Origin of the sequence: Granulicella sp. S190 (genome assembly GCF_009766095.1) — a bacterium.
Lineage (GTDB): Bacteria > Acidobacteriota > Terriglobia > Terriglobales > Acidobacteriaceae > Edaphobacter.
On the sequence record NZ_LMUD01000023.1, the window covers coordinates 444,196 to 466,119 of the forward strand.

The following is a 21,924-nucleotide window of genomic DNA, read 5'->3' on the forward strand; positions in this document are numbered from 1 at the left end:
GGGGTCCGATGCCGTTTACCGCAAAGCCCGAGGTCCTGTCGCCCCGTTTGAACCGCGGCGGCCGAGCCTTCAATGATGAGAATCTTGACCTGCTCTCTCGTGTGCTGGACGATTTTATCCGGATTCCCGGCACGTCGATCCGGTTTGGCCTGGACGGCATCGTCGGCTTCATTCCCGGCATCGGCGACCTGGTCGGCGGGATCGCCTCCTGCATTATTATTGTCGCGGCCTGGGTGCGCGGCGTCTCTTACGCCACGGTAGCGCGGATGGTGGCCAACGTTGCGATTGAGGTGGTGGTGGGGTCGATCCCGGTTCTGGGCGATATGTTCGATATCGCCTGGCGCGCGAACCGGCGCAACTACGCTCTGCTGGTTGGCAGCGTAGAAGAACCCCGCAAACACACGCTGCAAAGCTGGCTCTTTCTTGGTGTCGTCTGCCTGGTCTTGGCCGGGTTGGTTCTGCTGCCGCTGTTGCTGCTCACCTGGGTCTTCGATGGGCTTTTTCATACGCTCTTCGGATCGGGCAGCCATGGGCTCTTTCACACGCTCTGATCGCCGTAGTCAGCGTGATGCGATAAACTAATCAGAGTCGGGGCGTAGCGCAGTCTGGTAGCGCATCTGGTTTGGGACCAGAGGGTCGGGGGTTCGAATCCCTCCGCCCCGACCATTATCCTGCCATCCGCCGGAGCATCCGCTCCAGGCTTTGAATCAATCTTTTATTGTCAGGAGCCGAACGGACTGCAACTCGCAGGTGTCCGGTCGCGAGTCCCTCGAAGTTTGCGCAGGAGCGAAGCACGATCTGGTCCTTGACGATCATCTCTTCCCAAAGCACAGCGACATCTATCTGCGCTGGAAATCGGAGCAGCAGAAAATTTGCCTCCGAAGGATAGGTGAAGAGGTTGAGCCGACAAAGCTCACGTTCGAGCCAGATGCGTTGGGCAGTATTCTCCATGCGAGTCTGTTGCGCGTAAGCTTCGTCCTGCAATGCGGCACAGACGGCATCTGCGGCAAAGCTCGTAATTGGCCACGGCGCCAGGATGCGATTCAGAGACTGAATCGAAGGAGTTCCACTGACCGCGTAGGCAACTCGCAGGCTGGGAGTCGCAAAAAATTTTGTAACCGAACGAAACACAATTAGATTGGGCTGCTCGACTGCGGTCCGGATCAGAGAATGTGTGGGAGTGTAGTCCGCGAAGGCTTCGTCGAGGAGGATCGTAACCCGGTTGTCCGCGGCCAGTTTGACCAGGCGCTTCATCTCTTCGGCTGGGCACAGCACCCCAGATGGGTTCTGAGGATTTGCCAGTAGGATTGCATCGCAACTGCCCTCTACTGCCGTTCTTATCAGTTCATCGGGCTCGTAGGCGAAATTGTTCTTCTGAGAGAGAGAGTAAGGCACCACCGCAGCTTCGGCGTTTTCAAGGGAACGCCGATACTCACTAAACGAAGGGATGGGAAGAAGACAGCGTGAGACTTTGAACGATCGGATCGCCGCCACCAGCAACGGCACAAAGCCATTTGCGGCAGCGATGTTTTCCGGTTGAATCTTCTCAGCCTCCGCCAGCGCACCCTTGAGGTCTGTCAGTTCAAGATCAGGATACGTAATCAGAGTGGCGGGATCTGCGATTGCTCGCTGAAGTGCTGTGAGCACAGAAGCTGGGGGGCCTGCCGGATTGATGTTCGCGCTGAAGTCAAGAAGCAGGCCGGGTTCGATTCCATACTTCGTTGCGATCTCGCGCAATTGGCCACCATGTGCGGGAAGGGAGGTCCGAGGTGGCGTGTTCATCGATGCCCTCGGCGAAGCAGCAACGTGGTCATGGCTCCGAAGAGGGAAACAATCGCGACGATTCGTATTGCCTGTCGTGCATTCTGCGCTGTGGGTTTTGAAAACCGTTCTCCGATGAGAGGCGTCAGCACGGCTTCTTCGCCGTAGAAGTTTTCTCCTCCGAGCCGAGCCTGTAGAGCTCCGGCCATCGCACTCTCAGGTTGTCCCGCGTTTGGACTCTTATGTTTCATGGCGTCATGGCGCCAGGTCTCGAAAGCATCCGCAGCACTCTCATCCTTCGCTGCGGCAGCAGCGACAATTCCCATGGCTGTCAGGCGAGAGGGAAGCAGATTGGCGACGTCATCCAGGCGCGCTGCCACTTTTCCGAAGTAGAAGTATCGCTCGTCCGCATGGCCGATCATAGAGTCAAGGGTGTTGATTGCCTTGTACGCCATTGCGAGTGGAACCCCTCCTATGGCCATGTAGAAGAGCGGCGCGATGACACCATCGGAGCAGCTCTCCGCGACAGTCTCGATCACGGCGCGACTGATCTCCTGCTCGTCCAGTGCTTGCGTGTTGCGGCCGACGATGCGCGCCAGACGCTGCCGTGCCAGCAGAAGGTCGCCTCGCTCCAGGGCGGCAACAACGGCAGAAGCTTCGTCGTGGAGGCTACGCGATGCGAGACAGGTCCATGCCAGCAGAGTCTCGGCGATGAATCCCAGCCGGCGGTCTCGCTTGTATATCCAAGCGAGAGTGGTTGCGGTGCCCAGATAAACCGCTGCAACCATGCCGAGGGTCAACGCGCCTCCGGCTGCAAGCTCGACTGCTGGAGTCTGCCCCGGCCTTCGGAGAAGGCGCTCTCCCTCTTCTATCCCCTTGCCGATCAAACGCACAGGATGTGGGAGCCACTCTGGATCTCCCGTGATCCAGTCAAAGAGGTAAGCTGCAGCAAAAACGCTTCGGCTGCTCATTGAGTTACGCCTTCATTTTGAGAGAGTGCCGAAGTGTCTTCTGATACTGGGACGGTGTAAGGCAAACCTGCCCAGTCGAAGATCGCTCTCATGTCGAGAGCTTTCTCCACCTCGCGTGCGAGGCGATTCAGTGAGTCTTCACGAAGCTGTTTCCACAGATTCAACTCACGGGGCGCGGAGAGTTTGTAGTACGCACGTGCTGCGCCGAGGAACTGATGACGAAAACTATCGTCGTCGAATATTCCGTGGAGGTAGGTGCCAAAGATAGTAGTATCCGCACTTATACAGCCGTCCTTGCCCGCGCTTGCAGATCTGTCTGCCGAAAGGATCGAGAAATGTTTCGCTCCAGCCTTATACTCCGTATGCCCAATGTGAATCTCATAGCCGTCAAGTTTAGCGTCTTTGAGCGGTTGACCGAACAGGACAGCCTCGGCCATCTCTCCCTGCGCGTTTCGCGTGACCTTCTCCATTTGCATGATGGTACGAATTGGCAACAGGCCAAGAGCGGCAACGGAGCCTTCGTGTTCCATTCCGGAAGGGTCCTCAATGGTTTCGCCAAGCATCTGCATGCCTCCGCAGATGCCTACGACAAGGCCCGTTGGCGCATAACGCAGTATGGCAACATCGAGGCCGGATCGCTTCATCCACAGGAGGTCATCTACCGTCTGTTTGCTGCCCGGCAGGATGACCACATCAGCCTGCGCGATCTCCTCTGCGGTGCGACAGAAGAGCAGAGACACCGATGGCTCAGCTCGCAACGAATCGAAGTCGGTGAAGTTTGAGAAAGAGGGCAGTCCGATAACGGCTATCCGCAAAGGGCGGTCTTCCGAATTACGCGTCTGCGCGATTGGCCATTGAGATTGTGTTGACGGCGGAAGACCCAGACTGTCTTCCTCTTCGAGCATGAGCGAAGGAAGCCATGGAACTACGCCAAGACACAGCCTCTGCACTCGATCTTCGATCATCTCCACGCCAGGTTTGAGCAGGCTTGCGTCACCCCGAAATTTATTGATCGCGAAACCTCGAACTCGTTTCCGCTCTTCGGGCTCCAGCAACTCGAGCGTTCCTAGCAGCGAAGCGAAGACCCCTCCGCGGTCAATATCGCCAACCAGGAGACACTTTGCATCGGCCATCTCTGCCATGCGCATATTTACGATGTCATGCTGTTTTAGATTGATCTCTGCGGGGGATCCTGCGCCTTCGAGAACGATCACCTCATATTGAGATGCGAGAATGTCGTAACTTTCCTGGACGACTGGTAGTAGCTCTTGTATGCGCCGTCGATGGTACTCCGCAGCCGTGACTCTCCCCCATATCTTTCCACGGACGACGACCTGCGAGGAGTGATCCCCTGACGGCTTGATCAGGATGGGATTCATATGAACTGACGCTGCGACTCCGGCAGCCTCCGCCTGTAACGCCTGAGCCCGTCCGATCTCCAGGCCTTCCACGGTAGCCGCAGAGTTTAACGACATATTCTGAGATTTGAACGGAGCAACGCGATAACCGTGCTGCGCGAAGATGCGGCATAGCGCCGCGGTCAGCAACGATTTGCCGACGTGCGAGCCGGTGCCCAGAACCATAATCGCCCGCGCTCTCATGATGCTGGTCTTCCTTCACCCCAACTGCTGTCGTACTGGTCGAAAGAGAGCACGCTCTTCAATGGCGTCCTCTTCTCCCAGCCCGCGCGCTCCAGGTCGGGCTCGGTTGAGAATGCGTTGACGTACCCAAGACATAGATAAGCTACGGGCGTAATGTTGACCGGAATCTTCAAGGCGTCGCGCAGTAACGACGGCTCAAGAATACTGACCCAGCCGACGCCGATTCCTTCAGTTCGTGCTGCGAGCCACAGATTTTGAATAGCACAGACAGCCGAGTAAACGGCAGTCTCGGGCATAGTGCGCCGTCCCAATTGATGCCCCTGGCTGCTCTGAGAGTCACAGACGATGCAAAGATTCTGCGGTGCTTCGAGTATGCCCTCAAGCTTCATGCCCGCATAGTTCTGCTGCTGCTCGCCCTCGTAGCCGGCGAGTGCCTGCTCATTGGCACGGAGGAAAATCTGATGGATCTTCTGCCGCACGGTGAGGTCGCGCACCACGATGAATCGCCACGGTTGCATTAGACCGACCGAAGGCGCGTTATGCGCCGCCTCCAGCAGACGATGCAATAGATTCTCTGGAATCGGCTCTGGGAGAAATCCTCGACGCACGTCTCTGCGCTCGCGAATGGCGCGGTAGACGGCCTGCCGCTCGCTTTCCTCGAAGCCCGCCGCCTTCGTCACTTCCATGCCCTTGACCACTTTGGTCCCGCAGCGTCGTCGCGGCGCAACCGTGCATCCACGCCTGCTCGCACCTCGATGAGTCTGCCGAAGAGCCAGATCACATCCGAGAGACGATTGAGGTAGGAGAGGATCTCGGGCTTGAACTCCACGCCGCTGTTTGCAAGTCGTACTGCGTTGCGCTCTGCTCGCCGACAGACGGTCCGGGCTACTTCGTATGCAGCCGATTCGGTGTGAGCGCCAGGCAGCGACCAATCGGAGAGAATGCCTTCGGTGGCCTCGATCTGATGCACCAGGTTCGTCAGCATTTCGACGTCTTCGGTCGTAATGCCGGGTGGCACCTTCTTGCTCTCAGGAGGCGTTGCTAGCGCCGACCCCACTCGGAAAAGTGTGCGCTGTATCGTCTCCGTCCAGTCGTGAATCTCTTTGTCGGAGCAGATGCTTCGGGCAAAGCCCAGAGTAGAGTTCAACTCATCGACCGTGCCATACGCTTCTACACGCAGGTCAGCCTTCGAGATGCGAATTCCACCGGCCAGCCCAGTCTCTCCACCGTCTCCACGTTTTGTTGCAATGCTCATCTTGTCTCTCCTTGTCTCTCTTCGATCTCATCCAGCGGTTCCAACGACTCTTCGACTCGAATGCGAAGAACCTTGCGAAGAGCTGTTCTCTCGTAACGCAGGGTCATGCTGTCTTCAAGAAAATCTGTTACCTTCGGCGGCCGATCGGAGAACAACTGTTGTTCGCTGAAGAACCAAGGCTCCGTTGCCCCCAACTCTTCGATGCTTCGTACATAGATCACCACAGCTGGCAGACGATGCACTCCGGCTTGCAATAGATGGTAGGCGCGATGGTAGCCGTCACGCAAAAACCACCGTCCGCGAAACTCCGCTACCTCGAAGAAGGGGCTGCCGCCATACAGCGAAAACGGCAAAAGATCGCGGTCCTTCGTCTTCGGATGAAACTTTAGCTGCAAGTCGGGATTGCTCGAGTGAAGACTCATGTCGAGACGATCTGACTCACTATGGTGATGCACTAGCTCATGCCTGGTGCTTCGCCGCGAGCCTACAGAGAGCGAGATAAGCCCGAGCCAGTCGTCTTGTTTTGGCAGCAGTGGCTTTTCCTGAACGGGACTGAAGATCAGTCTGCGCTGAAAGGCAATCAGGCAACGCAGGTCTACAACACCTAGCGTCCAGTTCAAGCGCTCATACTCTCGTTGCATGTCTTCGTCTGTTGCCGCGGCCGTGAGCAACTGTTGAATGTTCCGGGTTTCCTGTTCGAGCAGGGCGGAGTTGTTCGCATAGTGCTGTAGCTGAGAGAGTCTGGCACGTGCCTGTTCAACATTGCTATCCAATGCGGCGGAACTGAAACCAGTAGAAGCATCGCGGTAGGCGTAGTCATCCAAATCCCATGCAATCAGCTCGAGCACGTCGACCTTCTCTGCGGTCATACTTGCACCTCAGCTTGTAACATCGGCAGAGGCGAGACCACGGCATGTCGAACGATGGCGCAGTAAGGCTTTGACTGCCTCCATGCATCCTCTTCGCGACATCCGTTCAACGAGCAAAGAACAGTCCGCAACACTCCGGCGTGAGTTACGACCGCCATACGTTGTCCCTGGACTTTAGCGGATAACAACTCAACTTCACTCAAGACGCGCCGTTCGAAGTCTTGAAAAGTTTCTCCTCCAGGCGCTGGCAACCTAGGATATTCCTCTAGCCATCGCCTAGCGTAGGCTTTGTCTTTCTGCTCGATCTCAACCCAGGTGAGACCCTCCCATTCGCCGAAATAGATCTCACGCAGCGCAGGCCGAATCTGGCATTGGATCCCACACGATTTGGCGATTGCTTCTGCCGTCGTGTGTGCGCGACGCAGATCGCTGGTGTAGATAGTGCTGATATTATCTCCGCGAAACCGGTCAACCAGTTCGATTATTTGTTCAAGCCCGCGTGCATTCACCTCTGGATCAGAGTGGCCGCAGAATGTTCCTGCCATGTCTGTCTCCGCGTGGCGGAGGAAGAGGATCTCGCTCATGCGATCCACACTCCGCAGCAGTAGACCGCAATCTCGGTGAGTTGATTCGTCGCACCGAAGCAGTCTCCGGTTATGCCGCCTATCTTTCTGTAGTAGAACCAGCCACTCAGCACAACAACCAAAAGAGCGACCAGAAGAGGCACAACAGAAGATCTTCGCAGGACGAAGACGACAAACCCAACACTGAAGATCGAACCAAACAATAAGGAAGGAAGCGATACGAGCCGGGCTATGCGCGCTCCCTGTCCCCCGTGGTCACGCGCGGCGGGGAGGAAGTAGCTCAACGGCAGTGAGCTCCAGCGGCACAGCACGTGAGCCGAGAGGACGTATGCGGCGAAGTGCTGCACAGGCAGCGAACCTAACAGCAGATAACGAGCCAGCAACGACAGGACAAGAGCGGTAGCGCCGTAGCTGCCGATCCTGCTGTCGTGCAGAATTGCAAGGATCCGATCCTTCGTCCAGCCCCCGCCGAATCCGTCTGCAGTATCGGCGAGGCCATCTTCGTGGAGGCAGCCAGTAATCAGGACGAAGTAGGTCAGCACTGCGACTGCGATAAGCGGACGAGCTAAATGCGCCGTCAGGAGTTGTTGCAGCAATACCGCTCCAGCGCCGACGATCAATCCGACCAACGGAAAGAACTTCACAGCTCGCGAGAGGGAGTCTGCCTCGAATGAGATTGCAGGCATGGGGATTCGCGTGAGGAACTGAATAGCTACGATCAACTCCTCGCCGAGTCTCCGCATCTGTTTTGCCGCCGTCAATCTTTTGCCTCGCTCACGCCCGCAGATTTGAAAGTCGCCATCTGGTTATAGAGGCACAGGGCGGACTCGATAATCGGCATCGATAGAACAGCGCCTGTCCCTTCCCCGAGTCGCATGTTCAGCGTGAGAATAGGGCTCAATTCAATGTACTCGAGTAGAGCTTGATGCCCTGGCTCTTCAGATTGGTGTCCCGCGAAAAGATAGCCACGTACCTGAGGCGATATCGCAAACGCAATCGCCGCCGCCGCAGTCGAGATAAAACCATCGACGACCACAGCTATCCCGTTCCGTGCAGCGCCAAGAATGAAGCCGGTCATGGCAGCGATCTCCAAACCGCCGACGCAGCGCAACACGTCGAATGCATCGCAGGGAGCGCTGGCTGCGTTGCCGAAGTGCCTGCGTAAAACGGACTCGATGACTCGGCATTTGTGCTGAAGTGCTTCAGAGCTCAGGCCGGTTCCTTTTCCGGTAATACGATCTATGGGTTTTCCGGTGAGGAGAGCGGTGATCGCACTGGCCGCCGTGGTGTTGCCGATGCCCATCTCGCCGACAGCCGTCAAAGTGTGTCCCTTTGCCTTTGCATCGCCAGCAAGCTTCCATCCTGTATCGAGCGCCTCGATCAGCTCTTGTTCACTCATCGCCGGCTCGCGCAGCATATTGCGCGAGCCCCTGCGTACCTTGCGATGCAGCAAACCTTCGATGCCATCGAAGTCCGCGTCGACACCGACGTCAACGACGCTCATCTCGACACCATGAAGTTTCGCAAGCACGTTGATGGCGGCGCCATGAGCGAGAAAATTTAGCACCATCTGCCGGGTCACCTCACTGGGATAGGCGCTGACGCCCTCTGCGGTGATGCCATGATCTGCGGCAAAGACATAGACCGTCTTTTGCAGCGGCTCGGCAAAGGCCTCCTGACGAATGGAGACCATCTGGGCGGCCAAATCTTCGAGTCTGCCGAGGCTACCCAGCGGCTTGGTCAAGACATCCAGATGGGCGCGCGCTTTGGCGAGCCATCGTTCGCTTGGCGGACTGATGGACAACCCGTCTTTAAACGCTTTCAACTTGCTTGACGCTTCCACTTGCCCCTCCACCTTCAGACCTGCATGTGTTCGTGTGATGAAGGACGATAAAGAGATGACGAATCGCAGCCTCGATCTCGAGTTCAGGTTGCATCATGTCGTCACCGTCTGTAGAGTTCGCGCCCGTCGAACTGCAGTGAGAAAGGTCCTTGCAATTGCAGGGTTGGCCCGAAGATGCAGGTGAACGTAGCTGGCCAATACAGAGCCCTGGCCGAAGCCCTCGCGTTCTTCCTTCCCAGACATCGAGTATTGAACACGATAGTTCGTCGCCACCTCACCTCGAGTAACGATGCAGGAGTAGTGAAAGCTGTGCCCGCGAACCGCCGTTCCCTTTTGGCCCAAGAGGCAGTCCTCGGTGAACTCAACCGTGACGTAGCCAAACTGCACAAGCCTTCCAGTCATCTTCATGGAGAGCGGAAGAACTCCGGCCATAGGGTAGCTCACTCCATCGACTGTGCTGAGGCTCTCAGAGAGATAGATCATCCCGCCGCACTCCGCATACACCGGCCTGCCGGAAAGAGTAAAAGCACGAACGTCCTCCAGCATCTGGCGATTGCTGCTCAACCGTTCGGCATGCAGCTCCGGATATCCGCCACCTAAATACAGTGCATCGAGGCCATCAGGTAAACGCTTATCGTGTAGCGGGCTGAAGGGAACAATCTCAGCACCTTCTTGACGCAGCAGGTCCAGATTGTCCTCATAGTAGAACGAGAAGGCGTGATCGGACGGAACGCCGATTCGTACGCGCTCTACTGGTTGTGTTTGGTCGAAGCCAGCATCTCGAGTCCTCGTCATCTCCAGCCCGCACTGCAAATCCAGCATCCGGTCGAGGTCGAGATACTTCTCCGCAAGCGCAGCCAGCGTGTCGATTGCAGCCTCGTCGTCTTCGCCAGCCTCTGCCGCACCCTGCAGTCCGAGATGCCGTTCAGGAATCGCAATCGACGGATCACGCGGCATCCAGCCTAAAATTTTTGTCTTGCAAGAGGTCTCAATCGCGGCGCGCAACATCTCATAGTGTCGTTCGGTCGCAACGCGATTCAGAATCACACCCGCAAGCTGCAACTGAGGGTCGAAGAGTTCAAAGCCGAGAACTACAGCCGCTATGCTTCGTGCTGTCTTCGCAGCGTCTACGACGAGCACGGCCGGAAGCTTCAACAGCTTTGCAATCTCCGCCGTACTACCCGCTTCGGTGTTTCCGCACTTGCCGTCGAAGAGGCCCATCATGCCCTCTGCCACGACGACATCCGCACCACGCGCGGCATCCCGCAGAACCTCTCGGTTCGCCTCTTCGCTCAACATCCACGTATCGAGATTGCGTGCTTTGCGGCCGCACACACGGGTGTGGTGTCCAGTATCCAGAAAATCCGGCCCGGACTTGAATGGCTGAACTGCCAGTCCACGGCGTCGCAGTCCTGCCATGATCGCCAGCGCAATGGTTGTCTTGCCAACGCCGCTTGCAGTACCAGACACCAGCAGGCCTCTCACAGCGTCACCTCAAGATGCCCCTTCAATGCCAGAGGAAGCCCAGCCACCATCAGCACCACATCATCTGCGACTCTTGCGACGCTCTGGTTAATCTCCCCCAACAGATCGCGGTATCGACGTCCCAGCGGATACGCTGGAACCACTCCGCTGCCCACCTCGTTCGAGACCAGTACCACAGAGCAACTGGCCGCTTGCAACGCTGAGTACAGGGCATCGACTCGTCCTTCAATGGCGTTGCGATCCTCGCCTTCGGCCTCGAGAAGATTCGCCGCAAAAATCGTCAGGCAATCGACAACCATCACGTCGCATTCATGACCCTGCTGCGCAATCACCTTTACGAGCTCCAGCGGCTCTTCTATCGTGATCCAATCGGCAGGGCGTTCTCCGCGATGCTTGTCGATCTTGATCCGCATCTCTTCGTCCGATACCTTTGCCGTAGCCAGAAAGATCACGCGGCTCTCCCGCTCGGCAAGCTGTTGCGCGTAACGGCTCTTGCCGCTGCGAACGCCGCCAAGAACGAGTGTCACGGAACTCTGGCGCATCTCCTGCATCGTTAGCTCCTTGCCCGGCGTCTTTCGAAGCCATCGAGCAGAGCGGGAAATGAATTTAGGCAGCGCTCGTGCCGACTGTAGTTCCAGTCAGCGAGAATGCTCTCCAGCTCTCCCAGCGAAGCTGAATCAAGCCTGGTCGGCCTCTGGCAGGTCTCCTGACTTACGCCTCATCGAGTCTCGACTCACCTTCCCAGGGCTCATCCAGAGCATCCCAGTGGCTTACTAACAATCGTCGAAGCTCTCAGCGTTTACAGTTACGGGGTAGCGACGGATTCGCACCGTCTTCCCAACACCAGATGTAGAAAAGACTATCCCGCCCATTGCGCCGGGTCAAATCTTTACAGCTCTGCGACGCCGCGATGACAGTTAGCTCTGGGGCGCGATCTGCCGTGCCGCGGCTCGCGCATCCCGCACCAGGTCGGGAACCCCCACCCCGCGATATCCATTACCAAGCAGGTACAGACCGGAGAATTCGCGCACTCGGTCGTCGAGCCTCTTTATCCGATCCAGATGACCCACGGCATACTGCGGCAGGCTGCGCGGCCAGCGCCTCACCACGGTCACCTGCGGCGCCGGCAATGGCCCCAAAATTCTGGCCAGCTCCATCCTTGCTACTGCGGCTGTCTCGTCATTGCCGCAACGCATCATCCGTTCGGCTGCCTTGCCGCCGAAGAAAGCGCGCACCAGCCGTCCGCCCTGGGGTACCCGGTCGGCAAACTTCTGATCCACGAAAGTCCCCGCGAGCAGCAAGCTATCAGGACCCGGAGGAACCAGGAAGCCGAACCCCGGCGGCACGGCAAACTTCAAGGCGTCAGGAAATCCGAAGCCCACCACCACAGAGGAGCTAGCATCCATCTCCATCTCTTGAGCCATCTCGGCATCCAACGGCTGCAGGAGCGATCGAGCTACATCTACCGGCGCAGCCATCATCACGGCGTCAAAGCGCTCCACCCCCCGTGCGGTTCCCACTAACCAGCCCTCTTCGCCGTACGAGATGAATCTTACCTCCGCAGCCAGCCGAATCCACTCCTCCGGGATCGCCGCGATCATTCGATCTACCAGTGTTCCCATGCCGCTTCGCAACGTGGTGAACACAGCGTGCTTCTTCGAATCTGAACTGCGTGCCCGCAATGCGCTGATCAGGCTGCCATGCTCCCGCTCCATCGCCACAAAGGGAGCCATCACGGCGCGAACGCTCAACTTCGCCACATCGCCTCCGAAGACGCCGCTCAACAGTGGCGCCGCGATCTTCGTCAGAACTTCTTCCCCAAAGTGTCGCCGCGTAAACTCCGCAACACTCTCGTCTCCGTCAGGAGCAGTCGTCCGCAGCTCCTCCGCCCTATCTATCTCGTGGTGGTAGGCTTGCTTCGCCTCTGCACTGAACAGCTCCGAAGCATCCAGCGCATCAAGGTCGCCCGGCACCATCATTCTCATGCCGTCCGGCATCGCCTGCAGCTTTTTATCGACCAGCACATAAGTCTTGCGCGTAGCGTCATTGGAAGGCATCACCTCATCGCCCAGGCCAAGCTCTTCCGCCAACTCGCGCGCCCACGGCTTCTCCGTCACCCAGGCATCGGGCCCGCACTCCATCACAAACCCACCCTCATGCACCGTCTCGATGATTCCACCCAGCCGCGTCGAAGCTTCAAACAACACCACCTGCAGCGCTGCACCTTCGCGGGCCAGCCGCGCCAACTCGTACGCAGCCGCCAGCCCCGCTACCCCACCACCAACAATCGCAACGCGCTTCATCATCTCTCCGGAAGAACCATTCGCAAAGAAAAAGCGGAGGCCAGAGCCCCCGCTCGCTGCCCTCAAGACAGCCTATACCTACGCGGGAATCATAACCTCATCGACGGTAGCTTTATATTCTCCCGTGATGACATCAACCAGCGCCTCTACGAGCACTGCAGAGTCGTTCAGACTCTCGGCCCGCCACAGCTTCAGGCCCAGCTCTGTCGCCGTGTGGCGAAAGGCGATGTCGATGTCGTACAAAATCTCCACGTGGTCGCAGAGGAATCCAACCGGCTGCATCACCACGCCTATGTGTCCTTCGGCCTTGATCGCCTTCAGCGTATCCTCTACCGTCGGTCCTATCCAAGGGCCGCCACTGATGCCCTGGCTCTGAAATGCGAAGTACCAGTCCTTCTCATGAAAGCCGACTGCGGCCATTCGTTCTCCCACCATCTGTGCCGTGCGTTTGGCCTCCACCGGATAAGGGTCCGGGGTGTCCTGCACCGGTGTTCCCGGCCTTGCTCCTGCAACCGAAGCCTCGCCCGTCATGATCGTCCGGCATGGCACGCTGTGGGCAGTGAACAGAACCGGCACGCGCTGTCCGGCCTCTGCACAAGCCTCGGCCCATACCGGCCAGAGCTTCTCTGCAAACGCGTCAGCCAGCAGCGGACTCTCGGCCCATCCAGCGACAAACTCCACCTCAATGCCGGTTGCTGCTTCCAGCACCGCCTTGCGATAGAGCCCCACGCTGGTTCTGGAATTTTGCGGAGCCAGGCACACTGCCTTGATGTGCGTCACCCCGTCCGCTCGCATCTGCGCCACGACATCGGCTATATAAGGATGCCAGTTCCGCATCCCCACATACACCTTGCCCGTACCCAGCGCCTGCTCCAGCAGATAACCCTGGATCATCGTCCACTTCGTCAATGGAGGAGCTTCCTCGCCGGGGGTGTTCTTCAGTCCAATCTGTGCGTAACGATGCTGCAACTCGTCGACGACCTCCTGCGGCATCGCCCGGCCGCCAGTCACCTTGCCTAAGTACTCCGCCATCTCGCCGAGCATGTCAGGCGTTCCGTGCGCGAGCAGCAGAACGGCGCTTTTGCTCGTCTCCGCACTCATCGCGCGCTCAACTCCGCGACCCACTTCACCACCTGGATCACGTTTTCAACCGGCGTCCCAGGAACGATGCCATGGCCGAGATTGAAGATATGTCCCGGCCTTCCCTCCGCCGCATCGAGGATCTCGCGCACCTGCTCCTTCAGCACGTCTTCGTTGGCGAATAACGCGATAGGATCCAGGTTCCCCTGCACCGCGCAGCCTGTGCCTACAGACTTCCACCCCACCTCCAACGGTGTCCGCCAGTCCAGCCCGATCACATCCGCGCCTGTCTCGCTCATCGCCGGCAGCAGGGAAGCAGTCTCCACTCCGAAGTAGATCACCGGAACGCCCAGCGACTTGATGCGCTGCACCAGCTCCTTCGTCCAGCCGAAGCAGTACTGCCGATAGTCCCGAACGCTCAGTTTGCCTACCCAGCTGTCGAAGACCTGGATAACATCCGCACCGGCCTCCACCTGCTGCTGTGCATAAGCAACCAGAACGGTCACAATCTTTTCCATCAGCAGCGACCACGCAGGGCCGTTCGAGTACATCATCTTCTTGGTCTGGATGTAGTTGCGGTCCCCGCCACCCTGCTTGCCTCCCTCGATCATGTAGCCTGCGAGCGTCCACGGGGCGCCGCAAAATCCGATGATCCCGAGGGTGTCGCCATCTACCCGCGGAGCAGCAAAGTGCGCCGCAACCTTTTCAATCGCGCGAGCAACATACTGCAACTCCTCCACGCGGTCGGTCCTGAGCGCCTGCACATGCTCCAGCGAGCGCACCGGCGTATGCACCACAGGTCCCTCACCGGCGACAAACTCGAAGTCCAGCCCCATGGGGGTGAACGGCAGCAGCAGATCGGCGAAGATGATCGCAGCGTCTACCCCGAGCCGCTCGGCCGCAGTAATCGTTACCTCGGCGGCAATCTCCGGTGTCCGGCAGATCTCCAGCAGGGAATGATGCTTGCGCACAGCCATATACTCCGGCATGTAACGTCCCGCCTGCCGCAAAAACCAAACCGGCGTTCTGTCTACTGGCCGACGCAGGCAGGCACGTACAAAGCGGCTTCCGCCCGATGTTGACTCAACGGCCATTACCGCTGTGTTTTCTACAATTGCATCACTCAAAAGGCTTGTCCTCTATAGCTTTTAAGCCTAGCACCCGAAGTCGACGCCGCGCATGCGTGCGGGCACAGGATTGTTGGTGACGCATCCAAAATTCACACCAAAATTAGCGCCGGCTAACCACCGAAAAGTTGCCGCTCAGGCCTCCAGCCGGAACGTAAACTCTTCAATCACAGGGTTTGTCAGCACCTCTCGCGCAATCCGTTCTACCTCGGCCTGCGCGGTGTTCTGTTCCAATCCATCCTCCAGGGTCAGCAGGAAATACTTTCCCTGCCGCACATCGGCAACGCCGCGATATTCCATCCGCCGCAGTGCATCTGCAACTGTCTGCCCCTGGGCATCCAGCACCGTTCGTTTCAGCGTGACATAGACATGAGCCTTCATCTTGTCTGATTATAGACATGGTGTAGCTTTCGCCCTCCCTTGAGGTCACAGCCCTCCACCAGGCAAGCTCGGCCATTTGAAGCATCATGCCAGTCACGCCTAAATTTCTATTGGACAAGAGAAGAGACAACCAGCCTTTATGACGAACTATCTGGAACTCCCCGTAGGGCCCAACAGCCCCGAGGTCATCAACGCAGTCATCGAGATTCCGTACGAGGGTGTCAACAAGTACGAGTACGACAAAGAGCTCCACGTCTTCCGTCTCGACCGCAACCTCTACTCCCCCGTCCACTACCCGGGCGACTACGGCTTCATCCCCAGCACCCTTGGTGATGACGGCGATCCGCTCGACTGTCTCGTCCTCGTCGACACACCCAGCTTCTCCGGCTGTGTCATGCAGGTCCGCCCCATCGGCGTTCTCGAGATGCTCGACCAGGGCCTCGGCGACGAGAAGGTTCTCTGCGTCGGCCAGGACAACCCCCGCTACAAAGACGTCTGGAACTTCTCCGAGATCTACCCCCACATGCTCAAAGAGATCACGCACTTCTTCGCTATCTACAAGGACCTCGAAGGCAAGCGCGTGGAGGTCAGAGGCTGGCGCGACGCGTCCTTCGCTCGCAACAAGGTCCTCGAAGCTCAGCAGCGTTTCATCGATAACAAGACCAACCCCATCCCAAAGCCTGTACCAAAGAAATAGCGGGTCCACATCCGACCAACGGGAGCCTAAGGGCTCATTCTGCCGAGACGGTAAAAAGTCACGAAGTGACCGCTCGAACCGGGGTCCCCGCGAACAGGTCTTCGTTTGCGGGGTGGCCTAGCGCAGTGGGCCCGTCCGGCAGGACAAGCCTTTCAGCAACCATCCTCAACTCACTAAGCGGCCCCGCCGCACCATCCGCGCCGCCAAATAGACCACCGGCCCCGCCGCCGCCACAATCCCCGCAAAACCCAGCGCCGGCAGACCAGCCACTCGCTCGCCTCGTGCTGCCCACAGCGCAAACGCAATCAGCACTCCCGGCCCTACGCCCATCCCCACCGAGCCCCATACCCCGCCCGGCACTTTGAACGGTCTCGCCAGCTCCGGCTCCTTCACCCGTAGCACCACCAGAGTCACAAACTCCAGCATCAACGCCGCCCCATACAGCACCAGGTCAATCGAGATCAGACGCTCGAACGACAGCCGCAACGCCAGCGCCCACCCCACAGAACACACCACCACGCTCACCCAGGGCACGCCCCACGCATTCTTCCTGGTAAACGCCCCAGGCAGCAACCCCTCCTCCGCAAGCGCATACGGCACCCGCGTATAGCTCATCACCAGCGCGTTGAACATCCCCGCTCCGTTGATCGTCCCGCCCAGCACCACGCACAGTGCCAGCCACGGCCCCACCAGCTCCCTCGCCGCATCCGTCCACGCCCCGGTGGAAAACCTCTCCGCCGGAATCCCCACCAGCCCCACTGCCGCCAGCGGTAGTACATACGTCAGCGCCACTAGCCCCGTCGCGTACAGCATCGCCTTCGGATAGTTCCTCTGCGGTTCTTCTACCTCCTGCGCCACCGTCGAAGCGTTATCCCAGCCCATGTAGTTCCATAGCGTCACCGACACCGCCCCGGCAAAATCCATCCCCGCAGACGGACCCCCCAGCCAATGTGGCCCCGCCAGCGCATGGTGCCCACCAGCCAGCGCCTTCCACAACCCCACCGCCGTCAGCACCACAAACGGTGACAGCAGCAGGCAAAACAACCCCACCGAACCCTCCCCCACCGCCCGCGCCCCTCGCAGATTCCACACCATGCACACCACTACCACGGCCAGCGCCCACAGCGTGCCCCGATACCCCGCCGTCCAAGCCGGCTCAATCCTGCCCAGATAGAGGACAAAGATCGTCGGGTAGATCGCCATATCGAACACGCTCGCTGCTAGGCTCAGCCACGCCTCCTGAAACCCCCAGAACCGTCCGAGCGCCCGCCTCACCCAGCAGTAATACCCACCTTCCTCCGGAAGCGCCGACGCCAGCTCTCCCACCATCAGGCTCGTCGGCAGACTCCACACCACAGGAATCACCAGCAATAGCAGCAGCGCCCGCCCGTACCCCGCCATCCCAATGATGTCTTCCAGCCCATACGGCCCACCCGACACCATAAAGTAAGTCGCCGCAATCAGCGGCAGCAGCCGCATCTTCCCGGCTCTTCTCACCCCAGCCCGTCCCGGCCCCAAACCTCTCAGCGGCAATAAATTTTTTATGTCGTCATCCTGAACGTAGCGAAGGATCTGTATTTCATCCTTGCTCGTTTTATACCGCCATCCAGGCTTTGCGCGAAACGGAATGAGGAAACATACCGGCCTTAGCCTGTGTTCTTCAAGTAATCCTTTCGAAGGGATCTGCGGTTTCCTCTAGGCCGTCTCTCCACAAGGATCCGTCGCTGCTTGTTCTATTGGTTGTCATCCCGCAGGGATCTGCTTTGCTTGTTCTCTTGGTTGTCATTCCCGAAGGGGATCTGCGGTTGCATCGTCTCTATAGTTATCATCCCGCAGAAATCCGCTGTTGTTTTCCCAGTCAACCCAGCAGAACCACCCACCACCTTGTCTTCCTCCCCTAGCCTCAAGCTATAATTGCCAAAGCCGGGCATGAGACACCATCATGCTCACCGCAACACAGACGGAGAGTTGGCCGAGTGGCTGAAGGCGGCGGTTTGCTAAACCGTTATAGGGCGAAAGCTCTATCGGGGGTTCGAATCCCCCATTCTCCGCCACAAGCTGTTCTCAGGACTTCCATAGACATCTCAATCGAATCGCTAACCCCTGATAAATCAGGGGTTTTGTTCTTTCGGCTTCCACGGGTACAGTGGAAGCCGGTGTTGATTTTGGGTACATCGCCGCGTACGGTACGGCCTCCAAGTGGTTCTCGAAGCGAAGCGCTTTGAACGGAGGTGCAGCGAAGCCTCCTGCTTGGACTCCATCACGACGCGGATCTAATAAGCATTCAGTCAGCCTCGTTGTGTTCCTTGTGGATTCTTACGACAAGATAGACAACGATGGCAAGATTGAGGAGGAGAACGATGCCCTTGGCGATCGTGGGATGACGATAGATCTCAAAGATCTCCAGCGGAATGAGAGAGGCCGTAATGATAGAGGTGAACCACTCCCCCCAGGGCTTCATGAGCCACAGTCCCAGCCCCTCGGTTAGAAAAAGAGCGGCGTAGACGAAGCTGCCTATGCCGAGGTCTCTGAAATCCTTTGATGGAAGCTTCGCTATCTTGGCGAGAGCATGATCGACGTATCGGCCTCCAGGATTGATGCCAAATCTTGCAGCCAAGTGGGTCATCGCGTCAGCAGCGTTGTTGTCGTGAAGTAAGTGCAGGGCGCCAAGACCTACCGCAACCAGGGTGATGGCCTTCAGCAGCTTGAAGATGGCGATCAGGCGTAACAAACCTTTATCTCTTTTATTCATGAGGATGCGATTGCTTTGAGGATCGATGCCCTTACGAAGCGGGTTGATCGGGCTGCTTCTCGATGGTAGCCGAATCGGTGAATACAAGCCCATTACTTAGCACTAATAGCTCTGAACCGATGCAGCCTCGCACCGCCAAAGAAGATAGAAAACCGCTACTTCTTTCGGGTATAAATCCTGGAATGTATGCATCGCTTTGACCTGAGGCTCAAAGCGGTAAGGCCAAAAGAGTTCGTAGTCCATGTTGCGAATATTACGTCACTACAACAGCCCTTTTGTACTTCAGGGTCGCAACAGAGGTAGACATTTAAAGAGTACGCGGATTATCGGAGACCTAACTCCATACGCCCGATTGGCCGGAATAGTAACCGTAATCCGAGTTCCATTGGCAGTTGAGCTTACACACTCAAATTTAGCGCCGATCCTATCCGCACGCTCTTTCATTCCCACTAGTCCCCAGTGGCCCGGCCTTCCACCAGAACTGAGAAGTATCGGATCTATCCCTTTGCCGTCGTCTGCGCAGGAGACAGCGAACACTTTTTTCCCGTAGGTGATTTTTACCTCGACATGGGAAGGATCGGCATGCTGAAAGGCATTCGTGATGGCCTCGCGTCCAATGCAGAAGACTTCTTCGAGAATGATCGGATCGACGACACCTACGGGTCCCTCGGTTAGAACATCAAATCCGGCGTTGCTATAAAGCGTGAAGTGTCTACCAACGCCGTCGAGAGCTTCAGCAAGCGTTAGATCCTTGAGTCTATCGGATCGGAGGCTTCTGACCCTGTTCCTTCCTTCTAATAAAATCGTGTCTGCCGATTTGAGAGCATCCTCCAGCATGCTGCGGGCACGTCCCCCCTCCGGAACCTCCTGCGACGCAACATCAAAGCGAAGCATAAGTCCCTGTACTCCCTGTAGAAGGGTATCGTGCAGATCGCGTGCAATTAGTACCCGTTCGTCGGCGCGTTCCTCAGCCCTGATTCTCGCCGTTTCGGTTACACGCCGGATTCGCAACATGAGGATGAGCCAAACGGCGGCGACTGCAAGAGCGAAACACGCCAGGACGAACCACGCCGTCTGATAAAAAGCTGGCAAAACTTGAAAGCGAGTACTGGAGGGGTGACTCCAAACTCCTTCCCCATTGGAGGCGAGCACCTCAAAGGTGTAGTGGCCAGGACGTAGCTTTGTGTAAACAGCCTCAGTTCTGGATCCAACTTCTTGCCAGGTACTATCACTTCCTTCGAGCCGATAGCGATAGGTCACTCGCTCTGGGGCAGGTAGATTAATCCCAGCATATTTGATAACTAATGTGTTCACCCCTGGCCGGATCTGGCGGTAATCAGGAAGGGCGGCCCCGTCGGCAGCAACCGACGAAATGGTCAAGACAGGCGCAATTAAATTCTGAGCCAGTCGCTTTGGATCTACATAGAACGCGGTGCTTGAGTTCGCAAACCAGATCGTTCCCCGGGCACCGCGAACGGCCGATGGCAGAGCGTAGCTGAGAGGTGCTGGTCCAATGACAGTACCTTCGGTGATAAGTTGCGACTTCATTCGGTAGGTGGGAGAGTCGAGCGCTTTGAGGAATTCGGATTGCGGTATTCTCACCACGCCGTAAGCGACGTTCAGCCATAAATCGCCGTTGTCCGCTTCAACCAAGCCAGAGATTCCGCGCACATGAAGCTCGTCTTCCAGATGTAACTGTTCAAAGTTATTTCCGTGCTGCACTGCTATGCCATTCATGCCGCCGGCAAGAAATCCATGACTGATTTCCGCAAAAGCTGTGATGTCGCCGAGTGTCGGACATTGGAAGTTGTGCCCAGAATTATCTTCGAGCACGGCGATCGCGCCATTACCATAGCCAGCCCAGAGTCTTCCAGACCGGTCACGGTAGATGACGTTCCTTCCTTCCTTCTGAACGCTCGGAACGGTGACTTGGGACCATCTTCCACCCTGCCATCGCCATAGTTCTACGGCATTGCGAAAGGTAACAAAAATCGACCCATCACTTGCTTCGATGACTTGTTTAGCAGAGGAGGGCCGCATCCCTTCCGGAAGTGGGATATGAGTAGTCGTTTTACGATCAAACCGTCCGATGCCATGATCATCGGTGAACCAGATGACGTTACTCGGGCCGCAGTAGATGGAATTGATCTCATATGTCTTATCTATGCGGGTGGTTGTCTGTCCGTCGCGGATCGAAACCAGTGGAGCAAGAGGCACCGCGATCCATACCTCGCCATCTGAACAACTCGTGACCATCATGCGCCGGTCCGATACTGGAATGTTTTCGGGATGAATTAGCTTGGGCTGCTCGAATCGATCCAGGCCGCGCATTGTTCCTACCCAGATATCTCCTGAGGCATCTTTAAACATTGCGGTGGCGCTATCTGTACTAAGCCCCTGATCGCGCCCGAACCACTTGAACTGCTTGTCCTGATCCACTGCGATGGGAATCGGAGTCTTTGTAATCTCACGCGGGCTAACCTTCAAGAGACCATACACCGATGCTATCCAAAGCTGGCCCTCCGGATCGAAAAGAAGAGTATCCGATAGCACATGCAGTCGGATCGGGTACTGGGACCGATGACCCTCCACGTCGAGGCGTCTTACGGTTGGGATAGGTGCCCCCGCTCCTTCTTCGCCACCAACCCAAAGGCTGCCATCTGGCGACTCCGCGAACTGTATCAACTCCCCGCCAGCCTCGTTTGTCGCTTCAAACTTATCCTGGTCTGGCTCTCGTCGGTAAATCCATTTGTTAGTTCCCACCCATTGTGTTCCCGCTTTATCGAAGAACATCTTATAAACGCGCTCGGATGAGAACGGTTCGTTCGGTGACTCTCGTTGCCATCGCTCTCCGCGTAGTTGCCAAAGGTGTAGACCGGCTATGGCCCACATCGTTCCATCATGAGCTTGAAGCAGCTGGTAGGTTGTATCTGGTGGAAGGCCTTCTTGGACTCCGTAGAGTTTGATATGGCCATTCCTGATTGCAGCTACACCGGCGGGTCTGAATCCTACCCATACCGTCCCGTCACGAGCCACGCAAAGCGCTCTGATTGAGATTCGCGGCAATGGAGCTTCTCCCTGAGCAGGTTGAAAGAGAGAGAAAGTAGTGCCGTCGAAGCGGTAGAGGCCACTGCCGCTACCGATCCAGAGGATTCCGTCCGCGGTCTGTCCGAGACCGGCAATCTCCGAAGGAGCGCCATCCCGAGCCGTCCACG

Annotated in this window: 20 protein-coding genes, 2 tRNA genes and 1 riboswitch; of the genes, 4 read left to right on the forward strand and 18 right to left on the reverse strand. The window is 57.5% G+C overall.

Annotated elements, in window-relative coordinates:
• Nucleotides 1-8: 8 nt before the first annotated feature.
• The gene (locus GSQ94_RS15285; RefSeq protein WP_158944706.1) at nt 9-551 is read left to right on the forward strand and encodes a DUF4112 domain-containing protein; all 543 of its coding nucleotides are present in this window, start codon (nt 9-11) and stop codon (nt 549-551) included.
• Nucleotides 552-589: 38 nt separating this feature from the next.
• Nucleotides 590-666, forward strand: a tRNA-Pro gene (locus GSQ94_RS15290).
• On the opposite strand, the gene GSQ94_RS15295 is transcribed toward GSQ94_RS15290, so the two are convergent.
• From GSQ94_RS15295 to purS, 15 genes are all read right to left on the reverse strand, one after another.
• Nucleotides 667-1,782, reverse strand: a complete 1,116-nt coding sequence (locus tag GSQ94_RS15295; protein ID WP_158944707.1) for a histidinol-phosphate transaminase — start codon at nt 1,780-1,782, stop codon at nt 667-669.
• Nucleotides 1,779-2,732, reverse strand: a complete 954-nt coding sequence (gene cbiB / locus GSQ94_RS15300) for an adenosylcobinamide-phosphate synthase CbiB (protein WP_158944708.1) — start codon at nt 2,730-2,732, stop codon at nt 1,779-1,781. Before cbiB ends, GSQ94_RS15295 begins: the two co-directional genes overlap by 4 nt.
• Nucleotides 2,729-4,333 (reverse strand): cobyric acid synthase, encoded by a 1,605-nt coding sequence (locus GSQ94_RS15305; RefSeq protein ID WP_158944709.1) that lies wholly within the window; start codon nt 4,331-4,333, stop codon nt 2,729-2,731. Before GSQ94_RS15305 ends, cbiB begins: the two co-directional genes overlap by 4 nt.
• Nucleotides 4,330-5,019, reverse strand: coding sequence for a 5,6-dimethylbenzimidazole synthase (gene bluB, locus GSQ94_RS15310; RefSeq protein WP_158944710.1), 690 nt, complete (start codon nt 5,017-5,019; stop codon nt 4,330-4,332). Before bluB ends, GSQ94_RS15305 begins: the two co-directional genes overlap by 4 nt.
• The gene (locus tag GSQ94_RS15315; protein WP_158944711.1) at nt 5,010-5,588 is read right to left on the reverse strand and encodes a cob(I)yrinic acid a,c-diamide adenosyltransferase; all 579 of its coding nucleotides are present in this window, start codon (nt 5,586-5,588) and stop codon (nt 5,010-5,012) included. Before GSQ94_RS15315 ends, bluB begins: the two co-directional genes overlap by 10 nt.
• Entirely contained in the window at nt 5,585-6,457 is an 873-nt protein-coding gene (locus GSQ94_RS15320) for a hypothetical protein (protein WP_158944712.1), read from the reverse strand. Before GSQ94_RS15320 ends, GSQ94_RS15315 begins: the two co-directional genes overlap by 4 nt.
• Complete coding sequence (locus GSQ94_RS15325) at nt 6,454-7,041, reverse strand: histidine phosphatase family protein (protein ID WP_174240943.1); 588 nt, start codon at nt 7,039-7,041, stop codon at nt 6,454-6,456. The genes GSQ94_RS15320 and GSQ94_RS15325 overlap by 4 nt, the downstream gene beginning before the upstream one ends.
• Nucleotides 7,038-7,784 carry an adenosylcobinamide-GDP ribazoletransferase gene (gene cobS / locus GSQ94_RS15330; RefSeq protein ID WP_254063897.1) on the reverse strand — a complete coding sequence of 249 codons (747 nt, stop codon included), beginning with the start codon at nt 7,782-7,784 and terminating at the stop codon, nt 7,038-7,040. Before cobS ends, GSQ94_RS15325 begins: the two co-directional genes overlap by 4 nt.
• 14 nt (nt 7,785-7,798) lie before the next feature.
• Nucleotides 7,799-8,884, reverse strand: coding sequence for a nicotinate-nucleotide--dimethylbenzimidazole phosphoribosyltransferase (cobT, locus tag GSQ94_RS15335; RefSeq protein ID WP_254063898.1), 1,086 nt, complete (start codon nt 8,882-8,884; stop codon nt 7,799-7,801).
• A gap of 93 nt (nt 8,885-8,977) precedes the next feature.
• A complete protein-coding gene (locus GSQ94_RS15340; RefSeq protein ID WP_254063899.1) occupies nt 8,978-10,354 on the reverse strand; it encodes a cobyrinate a,c-diamide synthase in 1,377 nt (458 codons plus the stop codon).
• Nucleotides 10,355-10,365: 11 nt separating this feature from the next.
• Nucleotides 10,366-10,920, reverse strand: coding sequence for a bifunctional adenosylcobinamide kinase/adenosylcobinamide-phosphate guanylyltransferase (gene cobU, locus GSQ94_RS15345; RefSeq protein WP_158944716.1), 555 nt, complete (start codon nt 10,918-10,920; stop codon nt 10,366-10,368).
• Between the two features lie 127 nt (nt 10,921-11,047).
• A riboswitch (cobalamin riboswitch) is annotated at nt 11,048-11,232 on the reverse strand.
• Nucleotides 11,233-11,286: 54 nt separating this feature from the next.
• Entirely contained in the window at nt 11,287-12,675 is a 1,389-nt protein-coding gene (gene hemG / locus GSQ94_RS15350) for a protoporphyrinogen oxidase (protein ID WP_371417531.1), read from the reverse strand.
• A 75-nt stretch (nt 12,676-12,750) separates the two neighbouring features.
• Entirely contained in the window at nt 12,751-13,773 is a 1,023-nt protein-coding gene (locus tag GSQ94_RS15355; protein ID WP_158944717.1) for a ferrochelatase, read from the reverse strand.
• On the reverse strand, nt 13,770-14,846 hold the full coding sequence (hemE, locus tag GSQ94_RS15360; protein WP_158944814.1) for a uroporphyrinogen decarboxylase: 1,077 nt from the start codon (nt 14,844-14,846) through the stop codon (nt 13,770-13,772). The genes GSQ94_RS15355 and hemE overlap by 4 nt, the downstream gene beginning before the upstream one ends.
• Before the next feature lie 168 nt (nt 14,847-15,014).
• Entirely contained in the window at nt 15,015-15,260 is a 246-nt protein-coding gene (gene purS / locus GSQ94_RS15365) for a phosphoribosylformylglycinamidine synthase subunit PurS (RefSeq protein WP_158793319.1), read from the reverse strand.
• Nucleotides 15,261-15,399: 139 nt separating this feature from the next.
• Between purS and GSQ94_RS15370 the strand changes: the two genes are divergently transcribed.
• Nucleotides 15,400-15,957 carry an inorganic diphosphatase gene (locus GSQ94_RS15370; RefSeq protein WP_158944718.1) on the forward strand — a complete coding sequence of 186 codons (558 nt, stop codon included), beginning with the start codon at nt 15,400-15,402 and terminating at the stop codon, nt 15,955-15,957.
• Nucleotides 15,958-16,122: 165 nt separating this feature from the next.
• Here the strand turns inward: GSQ94_RS15370 and GSQ94_RS15375 are convergent, their stop codons facing one another.
• Nucleotides 16,123-17,436, reverse strand: a complete 1,314-nt coding sequence (locus GSQ94_RS15375) for an APC family permease (RefSeq protein WP_158944719.1) — start codon at nt 17,434-17,436, stop codon at nt 16,123-16,125.
• Between the two features lie 483 nt (nt 17,437-17,919).
• On the opposite strand from GSQ94_RS15375, the gene GSQ94_RS15380 reads away from it, so the two are divergent.
• Nucleotides 17,920-18,011 (forward strand) — tRNA-Ser (locus tag GSQ94_RS15380).
• Between the two features lie 230 nt (nt 18,012-18,241).
• On the opposite strand, the gene GSQ94_RS15385 is transcribed toward GSQ94_RS15380, so the two are convergent.
• Together GSQ94_RS15385 and GSQ94_RS15390 are read right to left on the reverse strand one after the other, a co-directional pair.
• The gene (locus tag GSQ94_RS15385; protein WP_158944720.1) at nt 18,242-18,709 is read right to left on the reverse strand and encodes a DUF2127 domain-containing protein; all 468 of its coding nucleotides are present in this window, start codon (nt 18,707-18,709) and stop codon (nt 18,242-18,244) included.
• A gap of 282 nt (nt 18,710-18,991) precedes the next feature.
• Entirely contained in the window at nt 18,992-21,148 is a 2,157-nt protein-coding gene (locus GSQ94_RS15390; protein WP_158944721.1) for a sensor histidine kinase, read from the reverse strand.
• Nucleotides 21,149-21,924 lie beyond the last annotated feature (776 nt).

Excerpts from the sequence above, each read along its gene's own strand:
- cobU (WP_158944716.1), bottom strand. The coding sequence starts at position 10,920 with ATGCAGGAGATGCGCCAGAGTTCCGTGACACTCGTTCTTGGCGGCGTT.
- GSQ94_RS15320 (WP_158944712.1), bottom strand. The coding sequence starts at position 6,457 with ATGACCGCAGAGAAGGTCGACGTGCTCGAGCTGATTGCATGGGATTTG.
- bluB (WP_158944710.1), bottom strand. The coding sequence starts at position 5,019 with ATGGAAGTGACGAAGGCGGCGGGCTTCGAGGAAAGCGAGCGGCAGGCC.
- cbiB (WP_158944708.1), bottom strand. The coding sequence starts at position 2,732 with ATGAGCAGCCGAAGCGTTTTTGCTGCAGCTTACCTCTTTGACTGGATC.
- hemE (WP_158944814.1), bottom strand. The coding sequence starts at position 14,846 with ATGGCCGTTGAGTCAACATCGGGCGGAAGCCGCTTTGTACGTGCCTGC.
- GSQ94_RS15370 (WP_158944718.1), top strand. The coding sequence starts at position 15,400 with ATGACGAACTATCTGGAACTCCCCGTAGGGCCCAACAGCCCCGAGGTC.
- GSQ94_RS15385 (WP_158944720.1), bottom strand. The coding sequence starts at position 18,709 with ATGAATAAAAGAGATAAAGGTTTGTTACGCCTGATCGCCATCTTCAAG.
- GSQ94_RS15375 (WP_158944719.1), bottom strand. The coding sequence starts at position 17,436 with ATGCGGCTGCTGCCGCTGATTGCGGCGACTTACTTTATGGTGTCGGGT.
- GSQ94_RS15285 (WP_158944706.1), top strand. The coding sequence starts at position 9 with ATGCCGTTTACCGCAAAGCCCGAGGTCCTGTCGCCCCGTTTGAACCGC.
- GSQ94_RS15355 (WP_158944717.1), bottom strand. The coding sequence starts at position 13,773 with ATGAGTGCGGAGACGAGCAAAAGCGCCGTTCTGCTGCTCGCGCACGGA.
- cobS (WP_254063897.1), bottom strand. The coding sequence starts at position 7,784 with ATGCGGAGACTCGGCGAGGAGTTGATCGTAGCTATTCAGTTCCTCACG.
- purS (WP_158793319.1), bottom strand. The coding sequence starts at position 15,260 with ATGAAGGCTCATGTCTATGTCACGCTGAAACGAACGGTGCTGGATGCC.
- GSQ94_RS15295 (WP_158944707.1), bottom strand. The coding sequence starts at position 1,782 with ATGAACACGCCACCTCGGACCTCCCTTCCCGCACATGGTGGCCAATTG.
- GSQ94_RS15305 (WP_158944709.1), bottom strand. The coding sequence starts at position 4,333 with ATGAGAGCGCGGGCGATTATGGTTCTGGGCACCGGCTCGCACGTCGGC.
- GSQ94_RS15315 (WP_158944711.1), bottom strand. The coding sequence starts at position 5,588 with ATGAGCATTGCAACAAAACGTGGAGACGGTGGAGAGACTGGGCTGGCC.
- hemG (WP_371417531.1), bottom strand. The coding sequence starts at position 12,675 with ATGATGAAGCGCGTTGCGATTGTTGGTGGTGGGGTAGCGGGGCTGGCG.
- GSQ94_RS15325 (WP_174240943.1), bottom strand. The coding sequence starts at position 7,041 with ATGAGCGAGATCCTCTTCCTCCGCCACGCGGAGACAGACATGGCAGGA.